The organism is Paenibacillus flagellatus, assembly GCF_003217775.1.
Taxonomy (GTDB): domain Bacteria; phylum Bacillota; class Bacilli; order Paenibacillales; family NBRC-103111; genus Paenibacillus_AB; species Paenibacillus_AB flagellatus.
Map to the genome: position 1 here is coordinate 520,075 of NZ_QJVJ01000003.1, position 20,869 is coordinate 540,943.

At 62.0% G+C, this 20,869-nt stretch carries 24 protein-coding genes; 4 read left to right on the forward strand and 20 right to left on the reverse strand.

Annotated elements, in window-relative coordinates; translation table 11 throughout:
• Window positions 1-98: 98 nt before the first annotated feature.
• From DLM86_RS08855 to DLM86_RS08870, 4 genes are all read right to left on the reverse strand, one after another.
• On the reverse strand, window positions 99-593 hold the full coding sequence (locus DLM86_RS08855; RefSeq protein ID WP_110839775.1) for a cysteine dioxygenase: 495 nt from the start codon (window positions 591-593) through the stop codon (window positions 99-101).
• 123 nt (window positions 594-716) lie between these two features.
• Window positions 717-1,337, reverse strand: coding sequence for a hypothetical protein (locus DLM86_RS08860; protein ID WP_110839618.1), 621 nt, complete (start codon window positions 1,335-1,337; stop codon window positions 717-719).
• Window positions 1,338-1,383: 46 nt separating this feature from the next.
• A complete protein-coding gene (locus DLM86_RS08865; RefSeq protein WP_110839619.1) occupies window positions 1,384-2,172 on the reverse strand; it encodes an SDR family oxidoreductase in 789 nt (262 codons plus the stop codon).
• Window positions 2,173-2,206: 34 nt separating this feature from the next.
• Complete coding sequence (locus DLM86_RS08870) at window positions 2,207-2,938, reverse strand: phosphonate ABC transporter ATP-binding protein (protein ID WP_110839620.1); 732 nt, start codon at window positions 2,936-2,938, stop codon at window positions 2,207-2,209.
• A 182-nt stretch (window positions 2,939-3,120) separates the two neighbouring features.
• Here DLM86_RS08870 and DLM86_RS32680 point away from each other — a divergent pair, with 182 nt between their 5' ends.
• On the forward strand, window positions 3,121-3,237 hold the full coding sequence (locus DLM86_RS32680) for a DUF6254 family protein (protein ID WP_245954442.1): 117 nt from the start codon (window positions 3,121-3,123) through the stop codon (window positions 3,235-3,237).
• A gap of 101 nt (window positions 3,238-3,338) precedes the next feature.
• On the opposite strand, the gene DLM86_RS32040 is transcribed toward DLM86_RS32680, so the two are convergent.
• The 3 genes from DLM86_RS32040 to DLM86_RS08880 form a co-directional block, all read right to left on the reverse strand.
• Window positions 3,339-3,476 (reverse strand): hypothetical protein, encoded by a 138-nt coding sequence (locus DLM86_RS32040; RefSeq protein WP_158289403.1) that lies wholly within the window; start codon window positions 3,474-3,476, stop codon window positions 3,339-3,341.
• Window positions 3,477-3,506: 30 nt separating this feature from the next.
• Window positions 3,507-3,641, reverse strand: a complete 135-nt coding sequence (locus tag DLM86_RS08875) for a DUF4023 domain-containing protein (protein WP_110839621.1) — start codon at window positions 3,639-3,641, stop codon at window positions 3,507-3,509.
• A gap of 115 nt (window positions 3,642-3,756) precedes the next feature.
• On the reverse strand, window positions 3,757-5,088 hold the full coding sequence (locus DLM86_RS08880; RefSeq protein WP_158289404.1) for a DegT/DnrJ/EryC1/StrS family aminotransferase: 1,332 nt from the start codon (window positions 5,086-5,088) through the stop codon (window positions 3,757-3,759).
• A gap of 183 nt (window positions 5,089-5,271) precedes the next feature.
• Between DLM86_RS08880 and DLM86_RS08885 the strand changes: the two genes are divergently transcribed.
• Complete coding sequence (locus tag DLM86_RS08885) at window positions 5,272-6,177, forward strand: helix-turn-helix transcriptional regulator (protein ID WP_110839623.1); 906 nt, start codon at window positions 5,272-5,274, stop codon at window positions 6,175-6,177.
• A 121-nt stretch (window positions 6,178-6,298) separates the two neighbouring features.
• Here DLM86_RS08885 and DLM86_RS08890 read toward each other — a convergent pair whose 3' ends face one another.
• The 4 genes from DLM86_RS08890 to DLM86_RS08905 all read right to left on the reverse strand — a co-directional run bounded on the left by DLM86_RS08890 (window position 6,299) and on the right by DLM86_RS08905 (window position 9,865).
• Window positions 6,299-7,165, reverse strand: a complete 867-nt coding sequence (locus DLM86_RS08890) for a MurR/RpiR family transcriptional regulator (protein WP_110839624.1) — start codon at window positions 7,163-7,165, stop codon at window positions 6,299-6,301.
• 18 nt (window positions 7,166-7,183) lie between these two features.
• Window positions 7,184-8,047, reverse strand: coding sequence for a sugar phosphate isomerase/epimerase family protein (locus tag DLM86_RS08895; RefSeq protein ID WP_110839625.1), 864 nt, complete (start codon window positions 8,045-8,047; stop codon window positions 7,184-7,186).
• Window positions 8,048-8,123: 76 nt separating this feature from the next.
• On the reverse strand, window positions 8,124-8,609 hold the full coding sequence (locus DLM86_RS08900) for a glutathione peroxidase (RefSeq protein WP_110839626.1): 486 nt from the start codon (window positions 8,607-8,609) through the stop codon (window positions 8,124-8,126).
• The gene (locus DLM86_RS08905) at window positions 8,606-9,865 is read right to left on the reverse strand and encodes an MFS transporter (RefSeq protein ID WP_110839627.1); all 1,260 of its coding nucleotides are present in this window, start codon (window positions 9,863-9,865) and stop codon (window positions 8,606-8,608) included. Before DLM86_RS08905 ends, DLM86_RS08900 begins: the two co-directional genes overlap by 4 nt.
• Before the next feature lie 218 nt (window positions 9,866-10,083).
• Here DLM86_RS08905 and DLM86_RS08910 point away from each other — a divergent pair, with 218 nt between their 5' ends.
• The gene (locus tag DLM86_RS08910; protein WP_110839628.1) at window positions 10,084-12,231 is read left to right on the forward strand and encodes a HelD family protein; all 2,148 of its coding nucleotides are present in this window, start codon (window positions 10,084-10,086) and stop codon (window positions 12,229-12,231) included.
• Between the two features lie 4 nt (window positions 12,232-12,235).
• On the opposite strand, the gene DLM86_RS08915 is transcribed toward DLM86_RS08910, so the two are convergent.
• Window positions 12,236-13,234, reverse strand: coding sequence for an MBL fold metallo-hydrolase (locus DLM86_RS08915; protein WP_110839629.1), 999 nt, complete (start codon window positions 13,232-13,234; stop codon window positions 12,236-12,238).
• 96 nt (window positions 13,235-13,330) lie between these two features.
• On the opposite strand from DLM86_RS08915, the gene trhA reads away from it, so the two are divergent.
• Window positions 13,331-13,975, forward strand: a complete 645-nt coding sequence (gene trhA, locus DLM86_RS08920; RefSeq protein ID WP_110839630.1) for a PAQR family membrane homeostasis protein TrhA — start codon at window positions 13,331-13,333, stop codon at window positions 13,973-13,975.
• A 1-nt stretch (window position 13,976) separates the two neighbouring features.
• Here trhA and DLM86_RS08925 read toward each other — a convergent pair whose 3' ends face one another.
• The 8 genes from DLM86_RS08925 to DLM86_RS08955 all read right to left on the reverse strand — a co-directional run bounded on the left by DLM86_RS08925 (window position 13,977) and on the right by DLM86_RS08955 (window position 20,869).
• Window positions 13,977-14,195 (reverse strand): hypothetical protein, encoded by a 219-nt coding sequence (locus tag DLM86_RS08925; RefSeq protein WP_110839631.1) that lies wholly within the window; start codon window positions 14,193-14,195, stop codon window positions 13,977-13,979.
• A gap of 115 nt (window positions 14,196-14,310) precedes the next feature.
• Window positions 14,311-14,487 (reverse strand): hypothetical protein, encoded by a 177-nt coding sequence (locus DLM86_RS32045; RefSeq protein ID WP_158289405.1) that lies wholly within the window; start codon window positions 14,485-14,487, stop codon window positions 14,311-14,313.
• Window positions 14,488-14,609: 122 nt separating this feature from the next.
• Window positions 14,610-15,503, reverse strand: a complete 894-nt coding sequence (locus DLM86_RS08930; RefSeq protein ID WP_110839632.1) for a fumarylacetoacetate hydrolase family protein — start codon at window positions 15,501-15,503, stop codon at window positions 14,610-14,612.
• Window positions 15,504-15,549: 46 nt separating this feature from the next.
• Complete coding sequence (locus tag DLM86_RS08935; protein ID WP_110839633.1) at window positions 15,550-16,293, reverse strand: amidohydrolase family protein; 744 nt, start codon at window positions 16,291-16,293, stop codon at window positions 15,550-15,552.
• A 123-nt stretch (window positions 16,294-16,416) separates the two neighbouring features.
• A complete protein-coding gene (locus DLM86_RS08940) occupies window positions 16,417-17,196 on the reverse strand; it encodes an IclR family transcriptional regulator (RefSeq protein ID WP_110839634.1) in 780 nt (259 codons plus the stop codon).
• 78 nt (window positions 17,197-17,274) lie between these two features.
• On the reverse strand, window positions 17,275-18,033 hold the full coding sequence (locus DLM86_RS08945; protein ID WP_110839635.1) for an SDR family NAD(P)-dependent oxidoreductase: 759 nt from the start codon (window positions 18,031-18,033) through the stop codon (window positions 17,275-17,277).
• A 1-nt stretch (window position 18,034) separates the two neighbouring features.
• Window positions 18,035-19,354, reverse strand: a complete 1,320-nt coding sequence (locus DLM86_RS08950) for an aspartate aminotransferase family protein (protein ID WP_110839636.1) — start codon at window positions 19,352-19,354, stop codon at window positions 18,035-18,037.
• Between the two features lie 30 nt (window positions 19,355-19,384).
• The gene (locus DLM86_RS08955; RefSeq protein WP_110839637.1) at window positions 19,385-20,869 is read right to left on the reverse strand and encodes a M81 family metallopeptidase; all 1,485 of its coding nucleotides are present in this window, start codon (window positions 20,867-20,869) and stop codon (window positions 19,385-19,387) included.

Genomic DNA, 20,869 nt, shown 5'->3' on the forward strand with positions numbered 1-20,869 from the left:
GCGGCATAGCCAGGGGGAATGACAAGCCCGAGCACGTCCCGAAAAGCAAAAAATCCGCGACGTTCGCGGATTTTTCGCGGCCGGCACGGGCCGTCCGGTCAAATGACGTAATCGAGCACATACTCGTCTGTCGGGGAGTACGTTCTTGCGCCGGACAACGGCGGGGCGTACACGTGCAGCGAGACGGTGCGTCCTTCCGTCGGATTGCTCATCCGGTGCACCTGTCCCGGCGGGGCGAGCACAAATTGACCGGCACTCAATCGGGTTTCGGCCGCAAAGGCGGCTTCGTTTTCCCCGACGGCCCGGTAAATCGAATTGACGAGCACGCCCTCGACGACTTGGGCGCAGCCGAACGACGCCCCGTGATCGTGAATATACGTTTCGGTATGCCCCGGCAAATGAACGACGATCGCCTCGGCCTCTTCCGTACGGAACAGCACGTTGCGACCGTACGGCAGCCCGTCGGGCTCGGTCACGTACGGAGCGATCGCCTCCGGCGTGCATAGCAGGGCGGACAGCGTCTCGCGCAGCTCGCGCAGCGTCGGCTTATGCAGAGCGGACAGCGCCATCTCGACGCGTTGCAGGAAAGTCATCGGCATCTCTCCCGGATCGCAGGTTTTCCTACCTTCCGTACAGTATATGGAGAAAAGCTTTCCGCGGAAAGTTGTACGGCAAATGCCCTACGACCCGGGCCGTTCCCGTACCGCCGAATCCGTTCAAGACGCCGGATGCTCCGGGAGTGCCAGCTCCGCACCCGTCGCCCGGTTGTAGCTGTACTTCAGCAGCAGCGCCAGCTCGTACCATTGGATTTGCTCGAGGACGGCGACGGTGCTCTCATCCCGCTCGCGAGAAACTTGCCGCTCCACTGCGTCCACGAACCGGTATGCATCCCAAGAGCCGGAGCGAAGCAGCGACTCCAGGTCGGCACGTCCTCGGCCGGCGGGGACGGTGTCCAATCCGTTCGGACTTTCAAGCAGACGTTTCGCCGCTGCGTACAGCTCGCCGAATACCGGATGGCTGCCCGTTCTGGCGAACCAATATTTCGCGTTGCCGTAATCGCCTTCCATCCGGTGCATAATGCCGTGCCAAAAGCTGCCCGTCGCCGTATGGACGTCCTGCGAAACGTCATGCGAAGCGTCCAGGCTGTCGTTCCATAGATAGAGACCGGCCACGACGGCCAATCGGTCGGCCTTCGAGCCTTGCGTCGGCGTTTCCGCCCAAGAAGCCGCTTCGGCGGCGATCGCTTCGTCCAGCGCGGCATCCCATACGTTCCGGGGCGCAAGCGATTGAAGCGGGGATCGACCCGCCAGCCGCATCGCCCATTGCTGCATCGACATCGGTTTTTCCGTCCTCCTTCCGGATAGGTGCCGCCGTCTGTGCGGACTACAACGCCCGCACCATGCCGCCGTCTACGAGCACCGCTTGGCCGGTCACATACGTATTGGCGAACGAGCCGAGGTAAACGACCGTTTTGGCGAACTCCTCCGGCGTACCGTAGCGGCCGAGCGGAATTTGCGCCATAAACTGCTCGCGCACCTGCTCCTCGGTCCATCCTCTCCGATCGGCGGCGAGCCGGTCGAGCTCGACGATCCGGTCCGTTTCGATCCGTCCGGGACCGACCGTATTGACCAGGATGCCGTCTTTGCCGTATTCGGCGGACAAGCTCTTCGTCAGCGCATAGACGCCGGCGCGGAAAACGTTGGACAAGATCAGGTCGGCGATCGGCTGCTTGACCGATACCGACGTCAGGTTGACGATCCGTCCCGCTCCCTGCTTCTTCATATGCGGCAGCGATTCCCGGACGAGCCGGACGACGCTCATCAAATTTTGCCGGAACGCCGCCTCCCACGCGTTGTCGTCGAACTGCTCGAAGCCGCCTCCCGGCGGGCCTCCCGCGTTCGTCACGAGCACGTCGAGCCGGCCCGTCCAATCGACGGCCGCCCGGACCGCCCGCGCTACGTCGTCCGTCTTGTTGACGTCCGCCGCAACGGCGACCGCCTCGCGTCCCGACGCCGCTTCGATTTCCCGCTTCGCCGCCTCCAGATGCTCCACGCTGCGGCTGGCGATGACGACGTTCGCTCCTTCCCGGGCGAATTCGATCGCGCTCGCTTTGCCGAGCCCTTTGCTGCCTGCCGTCACCAGCACCGTTTTGCCGTTCAACTGCATATCCATCCGTCGTTCCCCCTCATTCGCGTACCGCGGTTCGTTACAGCACGAGATCTTTTTCGCGCTGCGTCAGCTTCCGGGCCGGGATGTCCAGCACGAGCTTGCCGCCGGACAATCCCCATATGCGGGAGGCGTTCCGTTCCGCCATCTCCAAATTTTGCATCGCGCATACGACGATCATGTTCTGTTCCGTGCACAAGGCGCGAAGATCCTGCAGCACCTTCGACGCCGATTCGGGATCGAGCCCTTTGGTCGGCTCGTCCGCCAATATCACTTTCGCACCCTGCGCAAGCCCTTTCGCGATCGCGACGCGCTGCTGCTCGCCGCCGCTCAGCTTTTCCGCGGGAAGCATCTTCGCCTTGTCGAGAAGACCGACCCGCTCCAAGTAGTCCATCGCCCGAATATGCTCCTCGGTCGAGACGGTCCCCGTTATTTTGCGCCACCACGGCAGCTGCCAAAACCGTCCGCTGAACACGTTTTTGAGCGCCGTTTTTTTGAGCGCGAGCGCCGGCCGTTCCTCGAGAAACGCCCATTCCTTGCGCAGCTTCAGTCGATCCGCCCATTTCGCGCCGGAAAACTCGGTGCCGTCCACGATCAGCTGCCCTTCGGTCCACTTTTGCCGCAGGGCGAGACAGCCGAGCAGCGTCGACTTGCCGCTGCCGCTCGCCCCGATGACGGCGATGAATTCGCCTTTATCGATTTGGAAGCTGACCTTGGACAAAATCGTCTGGCCGTCGGTCAACACTTTGGACAAATTGCGTACGATGATCATCCGTTATCATGGCTCCTTTGATTCGCGGCGGCTGCCGTTCGTTTGCCGGAAGATGAAGGCATTCGTTGCCATTATACCACAGCCGGACGAGACGACGGAAAACTTTTCCCCCTGCGGGCGCTCCGGATTGGCACATAATTCGGGCCCCGCCTGCCAACGATACGGATGGAGGTGGATCACCCATGACAACGTCCAAGCGCCGGAAAGAAAGCGCATGGAAAAGCCGCAAGCAAAACCAAAAGCCGCACGGTCACGTATCGTCGCTGAAGGAATTGTCCGAGCAGGCCGATCAAGGGTAACGAACGCCAGCCTCTGCAACGAACGAAACCCCCGGCGTCCGAACGTTCCGATTACGGTCCGTCCGGCGCAAGGGGTTTGGTTTGCCATCATCCAATCGATATTAGGGCAAGTTTTTTTCGATATTGTTGACCGAAGCGGTGTACGCCTTCGCCTTGTCGGCTTGAATCGTGCGGACTTCCTCTTTCAGGCGCGACATGTTTTGCTGCTCCTTGTACGCCTTGCGGCGATGATGCGGCATGAGGACACCTCCGTTTTCGTAGAAGTCGGATCAGTTGTCTTTGCTCTTCTGCTTGCCGGGAAGCTTCTGGTCCGGTTTTCCGTTTCCGTGAGTTCTCCGGTTTTTCTCGTCCTTCGCCTGCGTATCGTGCAGCTTGTTCACATACGACCGCGTATCGTCGATCATGGCGTTCCCTCCTTCCTTGCGGAAAGACTTCGCCTATATTGTGTCCAAGCGTTCGCCGCCGTACGACGAAACCGCGCATGACAATTTCAGTCAGCCTACCTTCCGCCTCAACCGATTATTTTTGACGGAAAAAATTCCAGCCGCCGACCGTCTCCGGGTTGCCCGTATCCCCCGGCAGCAGCGCTTCGTATTGGAGAGCCGCCTTGCGGAACGCATCCGCGTACCGGTCGATCTGCTCCGGCCGGTAATGCTTGAACCACGGAATCCAGAACACGCGTTCCGGAATCGCTTCGGACACCGGCAAGCTGCCCTTGGGCTGACGCACATCGCGGGAAGCGTTCGCGATGATCGTCGGCTTGCCGTGGCCGTACACGTCCACCTCGTGCTGGAGCGGATGAAGGTGAAGCGGGATGTTGCAGCCGGCCTGTGTCGGCACGCCTTCGGCGCGCACCGCCTCGCAAAACCGGGTGACGGACAGGCCGCCGAGCTCCTCCGGCACGTAATGGCCGTGCGCCGCGTACCAGCCGCCCATCGTGCTTCCCGACCCTTTCTCCGGCCGATGCGGGCGAATGCCGGGTACGCCTTCGAGCCGGTCCCAAAACCGGTTCATCGCCTTGTCGATTTCGCCGATGCGCTCGTCGTAATATTTCAGCTGGACGCGCCCTACGGCCGAGCTGACTTGGTGCATGCGGAATTTGTACCCGCCGTACGGCAAGCCGATATGCGGCTGCAAATACGGAGTGCGGATGTCCGCGTTGAACCGCTCGTAATGGCCGAGCGCGATCGCCCGCTCGTATATTTCTTCGTCGTTCGTGACGAAAATGCCGCCTTCGCCGATGGCGAACGACTTGCCCGCCATGAGCGACATCGCCCCGACGTCGCCGATCGTGCCGACGCGGCGGCCTTTATAATAGCCGCCCTGGGCGTGGGAGACGTCTTCGATCACTTTCAGGTTGTGCTTTTTCGCAATCGCCATAATCGGATCCATGTCGGCCGGGTGACCGAGATAGTGGACGACGACGATCGCTTTCGTCTTGTCCGTAATGCGGTGCTCGATGTCGTTCGGGTCGAGGCACAGCGTCACCGGATCGATTTCGGCGAAGACGACGGACGCCCCGAGCGAGTAGGCCGGAAGCGCCGAAGCCCAATACGTGACGCTCGGACAAATGATCTCGTCGCCGACGCCGACGCCGCATCCGTAAAAGGCGCCGAGCAGCGCGTTCGTCCCGTTATTGAAGGCGAGCGCGTACGACATGCCGAGCCAGTCCGCGAACTCGCGCTCGAATGCTTTCGTAATATCCGTGCCGGACATCGCGCCGTCCCGCAGCACTTGCACGGCGGCCGCCTCGTCCTCCTCCGTGATGATCGGCCATTTGAACAACGATTCGTCTTGCTCGACGACCGCCTTCGGCCCTCCGAACAGGGCAAGCTGCTCCACTGCGTTCATCGTTACCCACTCCTTGTACGGCTTGGAATAAAATTCGGGGGAAACCCCGGCCGCCGCATGCGGAACCGGTTTTCCTTTTTCGACAGTAACTATATAATAGAGCCAGAAGCGCCGCATGACAGAAGCCGCGCGACTGGATGACAGTTTTTAACGACCGCGCTTTCCTTCGGGAGGGGACGAACGATGACTAAGACGGGATTTCCCGAATACCAGGATCATATCGGCGGGCTGACCCATTCGCCGGACGGCCAGCAGCGTTTTTATATCGATATCGGCACCGTGACGCGCTCGAACCTGCACCATCACGACTATGCCGAGCTGTCCTATTATTTGGAGGGAGAAGGGACGGAAACGATAAACGGCGTCGTTCACGCCGTTCGGCCGGGGACCGCTTCGTTTTTGCTTCCCCATCATATGCACAAGGTGGAGAGCGCTCCCGGCCGCACGATGCGCAAAATCCGCTGCATGTTCGACATGCCGCTCTTGTTCGATTCGCGCGACAGCGGGGAGTTTTCCCGGCTCGTGTACGGGATCGGCACCGTCACTCCTTCGTTCGCCGATTTCGAAGGCCGTGCCGCCGACCGGATGCGAACGACGCTCGAGCAGCTGCTCGAGGAATACGCCGCCGGCGATCGACCCGCGAGGCTGCAAATGCTCCGGCTCAAGCTGAGCGAAGCGCTGCTCCTGTTCGTCCGGACGGGCAGCCGACGCGCCGAAGAGCACGCCAATGCCGGCCGCGATCATGCGGCGGTAAAGCTGTCGCCGCTGCTGCAATACGTCCATCTCCACTACGCGGAGAAGTTGACGCTGGAGCAATTGTCCGAGCAATTCCGGTACAGCGTCCCCTACTTGAGCCGGATTTTCAAGGAGCAGACCGGAAAGCGGTTTCACGAATACGTCCGCGAGCTTCGGATGGAAAGCGCGATTACGATGCTGCTGCATACGAACATGTCCGTCACCGACATCGCGGCGGCGGCCGGTTTCGATTCGTTCCGCACGTTCGCGCGGGCGTTCCGCGACACGAAGGGAGAGACGGCGAGCGAGTTCCGCAGCCGGATGCGGGGTGCGGGCGCGAAGCCGGTGCGGTAAAGGCTGCCGCGATAGGTGCGAACCGCGTGCGGACTAGCGCTGCGGCGCACACCGGCTGGCCGCGTTTTACGCAGCAACGCAAAAAGACGGGCTGCGGCCCGTCTTTTTCGTATGTTCCGTATCAATACAGCTTTCCGAGTACGGCTTTGGCCGTCACCTCGAGCGACTCGTACGTACGCTCCTTCTGGCCGAGCGCAATCGCGGTCGACAACACGTCGAGCGCATGGATTTGCGACAGCTTCGAGGAGAACGAGCCGCCCTGCAGCGGGCTCTCCTTCGATGCGGTCAACAGCACGACGTCGGCGAGATGCGTAATCGGCGAGCGCGCGTGACTCGTCAGGCAGACGATGCGCGCCCCTCTCCGCTTGGCGATTTCGACGGCGTCGACCAAATCCTTCGTGCTGCCGGACGTCGAGATGCCGACGACGACGTCGCCCGGCTTGACGAGCGCCGCGTTCATCGCGATGATGTGCGCGTCGTTCTCGGCGGCGCAGTCGTAGCCGATGCGCATGAACCGGTATTTGGCGTCGAGCGCCGTCAGCCCGGACGAGCCGACGCCGAAAAAGTACAGCTTCCGCGCCTCGCGGATGATCGCGATCGCCGACCGCAGGCTGTCGTCGTCGAGCAGCGTCGTCGTGTTCTCGATGTTTTGCGCGTTCATCGCGCTGATCTTCTTCACGACGACGCTCAAATCGTCCGAATCTTGAATGTCGCCGTGAACGTTCTGGGACGGCGTGGACAAGTTTTGCGCGACCGACAGCTTGAATTCCTGATACCCTTTGAATCCGAGCTTCCGGCAAAACCGGATGACCGACGTTTCCCCTACTCCCGCCTTCTCCGACAAGTCGGTGATCGTGTAGAACACCGCCGCTTCCGGCTCCTGCATGACGACGTCGGCCACCTTTTGCTCCGACTTCGTTAAAGATGTGTAAATGCTCGATATTTTCAGCAGCGTGTTGTTCAAATCGGGAATTCTCGTATGTTTCATGGAAGGTTCACGCGCGGCTTACACTTCGTTCCATATGCGGATCGCGTTGTCCATCGCCGTTTTCGTGCCCCACTTGCACTCCTCGCGGCCTTCGAACTCGATCGACACGTAGCTGTCGTAGCCCGAAGCCTTCACGATGCGGACCACCTCGTACATGTCGATGTCGCCTTGGCCGACGACGGCGCCGCGCAAATAGTTGCCGGCCGTCGACGTGAACCAGCCGTCTCCCGGATTGCGGTACGACGGACGGACGTAGAAGTCCTTGAAATGAACCATGGACGCGTACGGCATGCTTTTCTTGACCGCGGATACCGGATTCTCGTCGACGCAGAGGAAATTGCCGATATCGACCGTATGACGGAAATTCGGACGGTTGACCGCCTCGATGATCCGGTGGACACGCTCGGTCGCCTGCACGAAAAAGCCGTGGTTCTCGATGCTCGTCACGATGCCGTATTGGCTCGCGTAATCGGCGATTTCCGCGCATGCGCGAACGATCGTCGCGAAGTCGGCCTCGAATTGGGCCGTACCCGTCTCCGCGACCGGACGTCCGGCGACGTCGTGACGCATCCGCTTCACGCCGAGCCGGTTCGCGATGTCGACCTGCTTCTTCACGCGCTCGAGCTCGTTCGCGAAATGCGCCTCGTCCCCGTTGACGAAGTTGGCGCCGATCGCGTAGTTCGAAATGTCGATGCCGACTTCGGCCGCCTTGTTCACGATGGCGTCGACGAGCGCCGGGTTGTCGTCCAGCGTATATCCGATCGGTACGATCTCGACGTGCTGTCCGCCGTTGTCGGCGATCCATTGGATCGCGCCGAGGACGTCCATTTCTCCGGCGTTGATCGCCCGTGCCAAGCTATAAGTGCTCACTCCGATTTTCATAGGTAACGTCCCTCCGAAATGGTTTGCTTTTCCTCATTCATTGTAAAGGACGGCTCGCCGTTTGTCTGCCCTTTTTTTAGCCGGCCGCGATCGCGTCGCGAACCGTGCGGACGAGCTCGGCATCGTCGGGCGTCACGCCGCTGCGGAACCGGCCTGCGATCGTCCCGTCCCGGCCGATGACGAACTTCTCGAAGTTCCATTCAACATCGCCGGCGTCCGCCGCCGTCTCGGTCAAGTATCGGTACAGCGGCTCCTTGTCGTCGCCCAGGACGCGGATTTTGCCGAACAGCTCGAACGTAACGTCGTACGTCGTCCGGCAAAACTCGCGGATCTCCTCCATCGTCCCCGGCTCCTGGGCGCCGAAATCGTTGCAAGGAAAAGCGAGAATGCGAAACCCTTCGTCCTTGTGCCGGCGGTACAGCTTCTCCAGCCCTTCGTACTGCGGCGTCAGCCCGCACCTCGACGCGACGTTGACGATGAGCAGCGGCAGCCCTGCATAGTCGGACAACGGCTTGTCCTCGCCGGCGGCCGTCTTGACCGTGAAATCGTAAACCGAACTCATGGAACATCCCTCCATTTTTTAACTCCAGTATACCATTCCCCGACCTTCGAGAAAAAGGTTGCGAAGCGCACCAGCACAAGGAACGCCAGCATGAGCCCCATGCCGGCGGCCATCAGCCAGACGGTCACGCGGACCGGATACGTCTCCATCGTCCAACCGGCCAAGTACGGCAGCAGCGCCCCCCCGAGGCCGTTCACCGCCATGAGCAGGCTCGTCGAACGGTCGGTCTGGCCGGGCATTTGCGTATTGGCGAAAATAAGCGCGATCGCGAACAGGCCCGACATGAACAAGCCGACGAAGAAGGCGAGGACGAAGCCGCCCGCCAGCCCGCCGCCGACAGCGAGCGCCGCAAGCGCGACGGCCGCACCCGCCGACGAGACGAGCAAAAACCGGTAATAGCCGAACCGGTCGGCCAACAGCCCCGTCAGCGCGCGTCCGACGATCATCCCGATCCAATAGTCGCTGACGACGAGCGAGGCGACGGACGTGCCGGCCTCCCGGTCCTCGATAAACACCGAGGGCATGAAATGGATAAACGACGTCTCGCTGCCTCCGTACAGCAAAAAGAACAGCGCGCACAGCGCGAACGCCGTCCCGTTCGACCGGCTCCCTGCCGCGATGCCGCTTCTCCCCTCGCCTTCGCCGCCGGCCGCTTGCGACGGCTGTTCGTCCCGCACCCGGCGCTCCCCGCGGCTTTTGCCGATGAACCGGTCCAGCTCTTCGCCGAACGACATCGGCATCCATACCGCGGCCAGCAGCAAGGCGCTCAGGCCGAGCACCGGAAACGCGGCGATCCACGCGTCCTGCGCGATCAGCCAAGCGACGAGCGTCGGCATCGCCAGCGCCCCGGCCCCGAACGTCACCTCCAGCTTGCTCATCGCCGCCGCGGGCCGGTCTTTCGCCGCATGCAAAATAAGCGAGCCGATGCTCGACTCGACGAGCCCGGCGCCGCAGCCGGCCAGAAAGACGATCGGCATCGTCAGCGCCCAAGGCGGCGAGGCGAGAAACAGCGTTTCGGCCGACATGAAGACGAGTCCGAGCCCGACCGTCCGGCGGCGTCCGGCGATCTTGAGCAGGGCTGGCATGCCGAGCACGCCGACGAGCAGGCCGACGAATTGGACGAACACGAGCAAGCCGCCCGAGCTGTAGCCTTTCCCGTAATGGGCGAGCAGCTCCGGCAGCATCGAGCCGACGATGACGAGCGTGAAGCCGGTCAGGACGTAGCAGAGACACCCCATCCACAGCAGTTTCTTCATTGTAACGCAGCCTCCCCGCCGCGCGCTTCACTTCGATATTCGCGCAACTTCCTACATTATTAGCGGAATCGGGGAATAGTTCAATAGCCGCTGCGTCGCGGAGTCGGAAAAAACGTCTATAACGATTCGCGGATTTTCCTTTTGCTCCGGCTTGTGGTACTATTAGGGTCTGTTTTTTCGGGAATGCCCGAATCCGGATCATTTGGGAGGTAACTGAATTGGAGATTCAAAGTGCCTATCAAGAAGAGTTGGAAAAGCTGGAGAGCACGTCGCGGTGGATCGACGCGAAGCTGGAGTCGCTGCGGGCGATTCCGCGCTATTTCGGCGAAGATTTGACCGAGCAGGTGCTCGATTCGATCCGGGAAAACGCGAGGCGCAGCTTGACGGCGGCCACGGACGAGCCGTATTTCGGCAGGCTCGATTTCCGCGAGGAAGGCGAAGCGGAGGCGCGTCCGCTCTATATCGGCAAGTTCGGCGTCGACAACGACCAGAGCGGCGAACCGCTCGTCATCGATTGGCGCGCTCCGATCGCCAGCCTCTTTTATTCGTTTACGGGCGGAGAAGGTCCCGCCGGCTACGAATCGCCGGACGGCTTGATCGAGGGACTCGTCTACTTGAAGCGCAATCTCGTCATCCGCAAGCAGATCCTGCAAAGGGTCGTCGACACGTATGACCGAAACGGCGACAATCCGGCCGTCACCGACGAGTTTTTGCTGTACCGGCTCGGCGAGAACAAGGACAACAAGCTGCGGGACATCGTCTCGACGATCCAAGCCGAGCAGGATCAAATTATCCGTTCCGCGAAAAATACCGCGCTCGTCATCCAAGGCGTCGCCGGCAGCGGCAAGACGACCGTCGCCCTGCATCGGCTCGCTTATTTGCTGTATCAATACCGGGAACAAATCCGGGCGGAGAAAATGATCATATTCGCGCCGAACCGGATGTTCCTCGACTACATTTCCTCCGTCCTGCCGGAGCTCGGCGTCGGTCATATCCAGCAGACGACGTTCGAGGATTGGGCGCTCGAGACGCTGCCCGACCGGGTCGAGCTCGCCGACGATGCCGAGCGGACGTCCCGCTGGTTCGCCTACGGCGCCGACAAGCCGGTTATCGACGACGATGCTCCGGGACGGTTCAAAGGCTCGATCCGGTTCATGGAGGCGCTGGAGGCGGCCATGGACGCGTACGAGCGCGGGTTCGCCCCGGAGGGCGATTTCGAGCCGTGGCCGGGCGCCAAGCTCGCGTCGGCGCAAATCGGCGAATGGTTCGGCCGCGAGTACCGCCATTACCCCGTCATGAAGCGAAAGGAACGCGTCGAGGCGAGAATCAAGCGCTGGCTCGAGATGCAATTGAACGAGACCCGCGACCCGAACGTCCGCAAAGACCGGAAGAAGAAAGCGTCGCAAAAGCTGAAAGCGTATTGGAAAACGTGGCCGGACGATACGCCGCTTTCGTTTTACCGGTCGCTGTTCGCCGGACCGAACGATGCCGCGGGATCGTTCGGCGGCTTGACCGTCCCGGCCGCGATCGTCGAGCAAACGGTTCGCGCGCTCAAGAAAAACAAGCTGTACCCGGAAGATTTGGCGCCGCTCCTGTTCATTTACGACCGGATGTACGGCATCGAGAATGAGCGGACGTTCGACCACGTCGTCATCGACGAGGCGCAGGACTTCTCCCCGTTCCAGGTCGCCCTGCTCAACCGGCACGTCCGGAACGGCTCTTTTACGATATTGGGCGACTTGTCCCAAGGCATTCATCCGTATAAAGGAATTCGCCGTTGGGACGAGTTTCTCGGCCTGTTCCCCGACGACGCCCGCGGTTATTTCACGATGGAGCGCAGCTACCGGTCGACGATGGAAATTATCCGCTTCGCCAATGTCGTCCTGAGACGCGGCATTCCGGGCGCGATGCAGGCCGTCCCCGTCTTCCGCAGCGGCGAGAAGGTGAAGGTCGTCCGTCACGAGCCGGCCGACCGGATCGGAACGATCGTGCGCGCCGTCCGTAAGCTGTCCGCCGGCCCCGCCTCGACGATCGCCGTCATCGGCCGAACCGAGAAGGAATGCAAGGAGCTGCACGCGCTTCTGCTGCACGAGGACGTCTCGGCGACGCTTATCGATGCGGGCCGCAACAAGTACGAGGGCGGCTTGTCCGTCGTCCCCGTCTACTTGGCCAAAGGGCTCGAGTTCGACGCCGTCGTACTGATCGATGCGGACGCCGAGCGTTACGGCGCCGACGAGCATGACGCCAAGCTGATGTACGTCGGCTGCACGCGGGCGCTGCACGACTTGTGGGTGCTCTATGCGGGCGAGCCGACGCCGCTGATGGAAGGCGCGGACGACGACTTCGCGAAGCGGCTCGACGCCTGACCGGCTAACGGCCGCTCCGCTGCGTCAGCACCGGCGCCGGAGGCGAGACGGCCCCGTCGGTCGGGACGGACCCGCGAAGCAGCGGCACGGTCTCGCCGAGCATCGGCACGACGAGACGCTCCGCGGCCAAACCGGAGGCGCTCCACGCGGCATACAGCCGGTCGAGCGCCTCTTTCGGCGTGTCGTCGGCGAGGCGGAACGCGCCGTAATGCATCGGCACGAACGTCGCCGCACCGACGTCGCGGAACGCCTGCACCGCCTCCTCCGGCGTCACGTGCTGCGGGCTCATGAACCATTCCGGCTCGTATGCGCCGATCGGCATAAGCGCGACGTCGATGCGCGGAAACGTGCCGCCGATCTCCGCGAAGCCGTCGAAATAACCCGAATCGCCGGCGAAATACACGGTCGGCACGTCCGCCGCTTCCTCTTCCCCCTCGACGATCCAGCCGCCCCAGTGCGACCGGTTCATGTCCCACGGCGACCGTCGCGTCCAATGCTGGGCCGGGACGAACGTAAACGTCAGCCCGCTCGTACGTTCGCTCTCCCACCAGGCGAGCTCCCGCACGCGGTTAAACCCTTTGCGCCGGAACAAGCCGGCAAGCCCTTCCGGCACGAGGTGGAGCGGATCGCCCGGCAGACGACGAAGCGTCGGGAAGTCGAGATGGTCGTAATGGCCGTGCGACAGCAGCACGACGTCGATCGGCGGCAATCGGTCGAGCGCGATGCCGGGAGGCGTAAGCCTTTTCTCGAACGCCATCCGGTCCGCCCATACCGGGTCGGTTAAGACGGACAGCCCGCCCAACCGCAGCAAAAACGTCGAATGCCCGATCCAGACGAGCTTCGCGGGCGGCGCCTCGGCCTCCCATGCGGTACGGTCGAATTCCGTCCGTGGAACCCGGAACGACAAATCCTTCGTCTTGCTTCTTCTTTCTTTGCGCCAGCGTCGCAGATCGCCGAATTTCGGCCGGATCGGCGCGCCGTTTTTATTTTCGTACAGCTTCATGGCTTCCTCCCTGGTTCTCCGTTGTTTATTTCGGCTGGCCGATCGGGTACAATGAGACTATTATCGTTCACAGGAACCGATCGAGGTGATTCACGAATGCGATATTCGGTCAAGGAAGAAATCGCCAACGCGATAAGCCACGGCATCGGCGCGCTGCTCAGTGCGGCGGCGCTCGCGCTGCTCGTCGTGTTCGCCTGCCTCCACGGCACGGTGTGGCATATCGTCAGCTTCGCCATCTTCGGCACGACGCTCGTGCTGCTCTACACGTGCTCGACGCTGCTCCACAGCTTCCGCGAGGGCAAAGCGAAGGACGTCTTCGAGTTTCTCGATCATTCGGCCATCTACCTGCTGATCGCCGGGACGTACACCCCGTTTTTGCTCGTCACGCTGCGCGGCCCGCTCGGCTGGACCATATTCGGCATCGTCTGGGGGCTTGCCGTCGCGGGCATCGTATTCAAGGCGTTCTTCGTCAAAAAGTTCATCATGCTCTCGACCTTGTTCTACATCGGCATGGGCTGGCTGATCGTCGTCGCCATCAAGCCTTTGTACGAGCAGCTGCCCTGGAACGGCCTCATGTGGCTCGTAGCCGGAGGATTGCTGTACACGGTCGGCACCGTTTTTTACGTATGGCGCAAAATTCCGTTTCATCACGCCATTTGGCACGTCTTCGTCATCGGAGGAAGCGTCTGCCATTTTGTCGCGATTTTGTTCTACGTGTTGCCGATGCCCGTTGTCCGATGAGTTAACGCAACCAAGACGAGATCAGCCCAATGGCGGCCATGCCGGCCGTCGCGACGAAGACGCCGATGCCGAATCGCCGCACCCAAGCCGGCATGGAGCCCCAGTCGGCTTGTTTCATCGGGCCGGCCCCTTCGATGCGGGCGATTTCCTCCAAATCGGGCGGGACGTACGGCTTCTCCTCCGCTATCGCCCGCTGCGGCTCCGTCTCGTGAATGTGCATCGGCTTCCCTCCTTTTTCTATATGCTCCCATTGTACCCAGAACGAAACAAAAACGGAACCTCGGCGGTTCCGCTTCGTATCGATTGCATACTCGATCCCCTCATGCCTTCATCGGTTATTGCCGTCCGCCTTCTGCGGAAAACTCCATCTGCCCCTTCGTAACCGGGTAACGGTCCCATACGTAGTTCATGTCGTACTCGACCGTATCGGCCTCGATCCACCGGTAGATCACAATCAGGAATACGGCGAAACCCAACAGAAAGCCTATCGTGCAAACGAGAAACATGCCCATGCCGAAGCCGCCTCCTTCCCGGGTACCGTAACGTTCGTACCTTATATATATTCCGGGGAACGAAAAAAAGCACCTTCGATTGAAGGCGCTTTCCCCCTTGATGCAGCCCGTTATCCGGCGGATTACAGCTTCTCCGCGACCATCCGGTTCGTGATGGACCCGAGCTTCTCGATTTCGACCGTGACGACGTCGCCGGGCTGCAAGTACACCCGCTTCTCCTTCGGGTAGCCGAGCACGACGCCTTCCGGCGTCCCCGTCAGGATGACGTCCCCCGGCTCCAGCGTGAAGTGGCGGGAGATGTAGCTGATAATGTGCTTGCAGTCGAAAATCATGTCCGACGTATTGGAGTTTTGCCGTTCTTCCCCGTTGACCGTCGTCCGGATGTTCAGCGCGTTCGGGTCGGAAATTTCGTCGGCGGTGACGAGCACCGGTCCGAGCGGAGTGAAGCCGTCGCACACTTTGCCGAGCATCCATTGGTTCGTGCGCAGCTGCAGGTCGCGGGCGGACAAGTCGTTCGCCGCGCAGTAGCCGAATACGCTGTCGAGCGCCTGCTCGACCCCGACATGCTTCGTGCGGCGGCCGATGACGATGGCGAGCTCGGCTTCGTAGTCGACTTCGTTCGACGCGACGGGCAGCTCGACGTCGTGGCCGTGCCCGGTCAGCGTATTGTTGAATTTGTTGAACAAAATCGGGTACTCCGGAATCGGCGCCTTCGTTTCCTCCGCATGCTTCCGGTAGTTCAGTCCGACGCAAATGATTTTTTGCGGTCGCGTGACGCACGGACCGTATACGGCCGATTCGGCGTCGATCCAAGCCGAGCCGTCGGCCTCCGCATCGCGCACGAGCGCTTCCACGGCCTCGCGTGCGGCGGACCCGCCTTCGATCAGTTCGTGGATCGTCGCGGGCAAGGTGCTCCCTTTGCCGGCGCGTGCCGCGGCCGTCACGTCGAGAATGCCGCGTTCGGTTTTCACGCCGAGGTGCGGTTGTTGGTCGATGAGCAATGTAACGAGTTTCACTGTAGGTGCCTCCCCATACGGTCAGGCCGTCCGCCGGGTCGCCTTGTCAAACCGGCAAGCCGAACAGACGGGCCGCGTTGTTGTATGCAATATCTTCTCTCTGACGTTCGGTCAATTCCGCTTCCTGCAGCTGGGCGTAGTTCGTCAAAAACGAGCAGCCCGGCATGTCCGAGCCGAATACGATCCGTTCGGCGCCGATTTGCCCGACGGCGTAGTCGAGCTCGTCGCGGCCGAACAGCGAGCCGGAGTAATCCGTCCAGACGTTCGGACAGTCGCGGACCGCCTTGATGCCGTGATAGACGTTGCCGCCGAAATGCGCCATGATCAGCTTCGCCTCCGGGTAACGCCGGGCCAGCCTCGCGACATGGACGCCGGTCGTCTCGTCCTGCAGCTGGTTGACCGCTTTATGGAACGCGTGCAGCAAAATCGGAACGCCGTAACCGATACATCGCTCCACGAGCGGATATACGAGCGGATCGTCGCCGTACGTCGCGATCCACAGCTTCAATCCGATCATGCCGTCGTCCTCGATTCCCCGCCTCAGCACATCTTCCGCATCGGCGTTGCGCGGATTGACATAGACGTAGCCTTCGACGAGGTCCGGCCGCTCGCGCTTGAACCGGACGACGTCGGCGTTATGTCCCGCGATTTCCTCCTCGTTCGGGTATTGCCGGGCGATGCCCGATACGATGATTTTCGCGATGCCGTACCGCTCGCAGTTGTCGATCAGCTGCTTCGTGTGCAGGTCGTACCGGCCGCCCCATACGTGCGTATGCATGTCGATGACCATACGCGATCGCCTCCCGCCTTCGTCCGGCCAAAGGACGAATCCGTTATCGTTTCCATCGTAACCGATAACGCGGGAGCGCGTAAACGACGATAATCGGTCCCTATGTCCGAAGGCGGCGGACCGCTAAGGCAAATAGGACATTTTCGTGCTGATTTCTTTGGCGCCTTGGCGAACGGCCTGCACGATCCGCTCCCACGTGCGCTCGTCCCATCTCGCCTCCGGCATCGAGACGCCGAGAGAGGCCGTTATTTGCCCGGGCGCCCCGTAAATCGGCGCGGCGACGCATCGGATGCCGTGAACCGACTCGCCCATGCTGTAGCCGACGCCTTCCTCGCGAATGCGGCGCAATTGCGCCTGCAGCTCGCCGAAATCGGTGATCGTCGTCTCCGTCAGCCGGCCGAGCAGCTTGTCGGGGTACAGCTTGCCGAGCTCGTCCTCGGACAAGCCGCTCAGCATCACTTTGCCCATCGCCGTCGCGTGCAAGGGCAGCTGCATGCCGAGATGGGAGACGAAGCGGACCGGGTGCGTGCTCTGCTTCTCCGCGATATACAGCGCCTTGTCGCCGTTGCGGATCGTCAAAAACACCGACTCGTTCAGCTCGTCGACGAGCTTCTGCGCCGCATACTGGAATTCGCTTGCCAAGTCGGTCCGTTGGGCGTACTTGCTGCCGATTTCGAACAGCTTGTAGCCGAGCCGGAACGTCTTGCCCTGCTTGTCGGTTTCCAAATAGCCGCGGGCGAGCAAGTTTTGCAGCAGCTTGTGCGCGCTGCTCGGGGGCAGGTCAAGCTCGCGGGACAGCTCGGACAAGTTGAGCGGCTCCTGCCGCTCGGCGAACAGCTCGAAAATGTCCAGCACCCGGTCGGCGGATTTGACGGTCGTTGTCGTTTTGTCGGTTTCTTTCATGCGTACCTCTTTCCCCTTTCCGGTGCCAGGCCGTTTCTCGGCGTTCTGCTGGATGTGTCGTTCATTCGTTCGGGCGGCTCAGGACAGCTTGATCAATTGGCCGCCGTCGACGACCATGCTCGTGCCGGTCATGTACGACGATTCGTCGGAGGCGAGGAAGACGGCCGCGGCCGCGATTTCCTCCGGCTGCCCGACGCGCTTCATCGGCACGGTGCGCAAGTAATCGGCGATCGCCGGCGCGTTGTCGATGAGCGGCTTCGTCAGCCGCGTCTCGATGAAGCCCGGGCAGAGCGCATTGACGCGAATGCCGTACGCGGCCAGCTCGAGCGCCATCGACATCGACAAATTGATCATGCCGCCCTTGGTCGTATTGTAATGAACCTGGTCGGCCTCGGCCTGAATGCCGTTGACGCTGGACATTTGGATAATCGAGCCGCCCGTCCCTTGCCGCACCATTTCCCGGGCCGCCTTCTGGCTGACGAGAAACGCGCCCTTCAAATTGATGCTCATGTGCCGGTCCCACTGCTCCTCCGTGATGTCGAGGAACGGAGAAACCTCGCAAATGCCCGCGTTATTGACGACGATATCCAGCCGGCCCCATTGCCCGATCGCCCCGTCGACGAAACGGTCCACCTGCGATTTGTCCGACACGTCGGTTTCGTATGCGAGCGCCTCGCCGCCGGCCGCGCGGATCAGCTCCACCGTCTCGTCCAGCGCGGCTTTGCCGCGGCCGCACAGGGCGACCTTCGCCCCTTCGCGCGCGAACCGGATCGCGACCGCCTGGCCGATGCCGTGCGAGCCTCCGGTGACGAGCGCCACTTTGCCGGAAAGCCTCATCTTACTTCCCCTCCGTCAGCCGGACGAACGTGCGGTCGATCGCCGCCAGCGTCGCCTCGATATGGCTCGGCTCGTGTACGGCCGAAATGTACCAGAGCCCGTTCGGGCGGACAAGCACGCCTTCGTCGAGCATATATTCGGCGAACTTCGCATATTTCGCGGCGTCGCGCTTTTGGAACGTATCGAAATGCGTCACTTCGTCCTCGTCGATGAACATCATATGGAACACCGGGCCGATCTGGTTGACGACGCCGCGGATGCCGCGCTTCGCGAACAGGTCGCGAATGCCGCCGGCCAGCTTGATCGCGTTGTCTTCCATTGTACCATAGACGGCGCCGCCGTTCGCGGTCAGCTCCTCGAGCACGGCAAGTCCCGCCGCCGTGGCGACGCCGTTGCCGTTCAGCGTGCCGAGATGGCTCACCTGCTCCGAATCGATCAGCTCGAAAATGTCGCGGCGGCCGCCGACCGCGCTGAGCGCGATGCCGCCTCCGAGCGCTTTGCCGACCGTCACGAGGTCCGGCGTAATGCCGAAACGGCCGTGAGCGCCGCCCGGACTAAGCCGGAAGCCGGTAATGACTTCGTCGAGAATGAGCACGATGCCGAGCTCCCGGGTCAGCTCCCGCATTTTCTCCAAATAACCCGGCTTCGGCAAAATGCAGCCGGAGTTGCACATGACCGGCTCCGAAATGACCGCGGCGATGTCGCCCGCGTGCTCTCGCAGCGTCGCCTCGAGCGTTTCCGGCTCGTTCCACGGCAGCAGGATGACGTCCTGCAGGCTGAACTCGCTCTGTCCCTTCGTACCGGGAGGAACGCTGCTCTCGCCGGCCGAGGTCGCCTTCTGCATCATGTCCGGGCTCGGGAACGACGTGAAGATCGAGTCCGACCAGCCGTGATAATGGCCGTGGAACCGGACGACCTTCCGCTTGCCCGTATAAGCGCGGGACAGGCGAAGCGCAAGCATGACCGCTTCCGTGCCCGAGCCGCTCAACGCGACTTTGTCGGCGCAAGGCAGCACCTCCGTCAACCGCCTAGCCAGCTCGATTTCGCCGTTATGCTGCAAGCCGTAGGAGATGCCTTTCGCCATCGCGCGTCCGACCTTCTCGTTGAAGCCCGGATGGGCATGGCCCAGAATAAGCGGCCCGTAGGCCAGCAAATAATCGATATATTCGTTGCCGTCCACGTCGCGGACGATGACGCCGGAGGACGACTCGGCGTAAAGCGGCGTCGGCTTCATCGAGCCGCGCAGCGTGCTCGCGACGCCTCCCGCCAGCACCTGCTTCGCCTCCGCCAGCTTGGCGCGGGACTTCTCGTACGTTCTCATATTCGCAGCTCCTCCCCGTTATTCCGTTCGTCATTCAATCGAATCAAGCGGATAAATCGGACGCTTCAGCGCTTCGTACCGGAACCGGCTCAAGTTGCCCGAACAGCAGCCGGGCGTATCGACGTCGATTTCCAGCTTCGAGACGTCGCCGAACGCGGTTTTCCATGCCAGCGCCGACTTCGCGACGATGATATGGAATTGCTCCGGAGACAGTCCGACCGCGCGGACGTGTCCGACGTCCCAGGGCGCAACCCTTTCCGTTGTCAGCACGAGCGTCACGCTGCCGCACTCCACCGCGGCGCTCAAGCCCATTCTCGCATATTGGCCGGTCATGTATGCGCCGATATGCCGGTAATTCCCGTCGGACAGCGTACGGACCCGCCCGACGATCGGAATCGGCTCGCCGTGCAGATCGTCGGTTTTGCCGCCTACCGGACACCGCAGCTCGCCGCCGATGCCGACCTTCGCCGCCAATCGGGCGGCCTCCGGATCGCACAGGACGAGAAGGCTCTTCTTCGGCGACGCCAGCAAATGCGGCAGCAAATGCGTCGAATCCGCCGGTGCGCCGCCGCCGACGTTATCGGCGCTTTCGGTCAAAATGACCGGTCCTTCCGGATGACGGGACGCGAGCGCCACCGCCTCGGCCGGCTCCGTCAGCCGGACGAGAAACCGCTCCCTGCGCTCCCAGGCCGCCGACCGCAGCGTCTCGCCGCACCGGTCCGCGAGCTCGCGGTCGCCGTCGGCCGTCACGACGAACGTCATGCCGGCGTCCGCCACGTCGCTGAACGGGAACCCGCCGGCGACCGAAACGTTCAGGACGCCGGGCTCCTTCTCCAGCTCGAACGCCAGCTCCATCAGCTCCTTCATCGCGCCGGCGTCGGTCAGCATCGCTTGAGGCGCGACCAGCATCCGCGTATGGACGAGCTTCTGAACCGGACGGACGGAGCCGTTCAGCATTCGCTTCAACAGCCCCACGGCTTCGACGGCCCGGTCGTATACGTCGACGTGCGGATACGTATCGTACGCGACGATCAGATCGGTGCGCTCCACCATCGCCGGACTGATGTTCGCATGCAAATCCAGCGTCATCGCAAGTGGAAAATCCGGCCCCACTTTGCCCCGAATGCGCCGCAATATTTCGCCTTCCGCGTCGGGATACGACTCGGCGACCATCGCTCCGTGCAGGATGACGACGAGTCCGTCGAGCCCTTGCTCGATCGAATCGACCATGCCGTTCGCGATGGCGTCGAACGCCTCGTCGGTCACCATGCCGCTCGGCGTCGCCTGCGTATACAGGCCGGGGCGAAGCTCCAGCCCGAGCGACTCGGCCGCGTCGATCGCGCCGCCCATCGACGTTTTCGTTCCCCGGTAACGGCCGACGAACGCCTCCCTTCCCTCGACCCAGTCGCCCCGGAACGCCTCAAGCTCCGTCTTGCCGGGCGCGAACGTGTTCGTTTCATGGACGACGCCGATGACGCCGATCGCATAGGGGCGGTTTCGTTTCGGTTGTTCCAT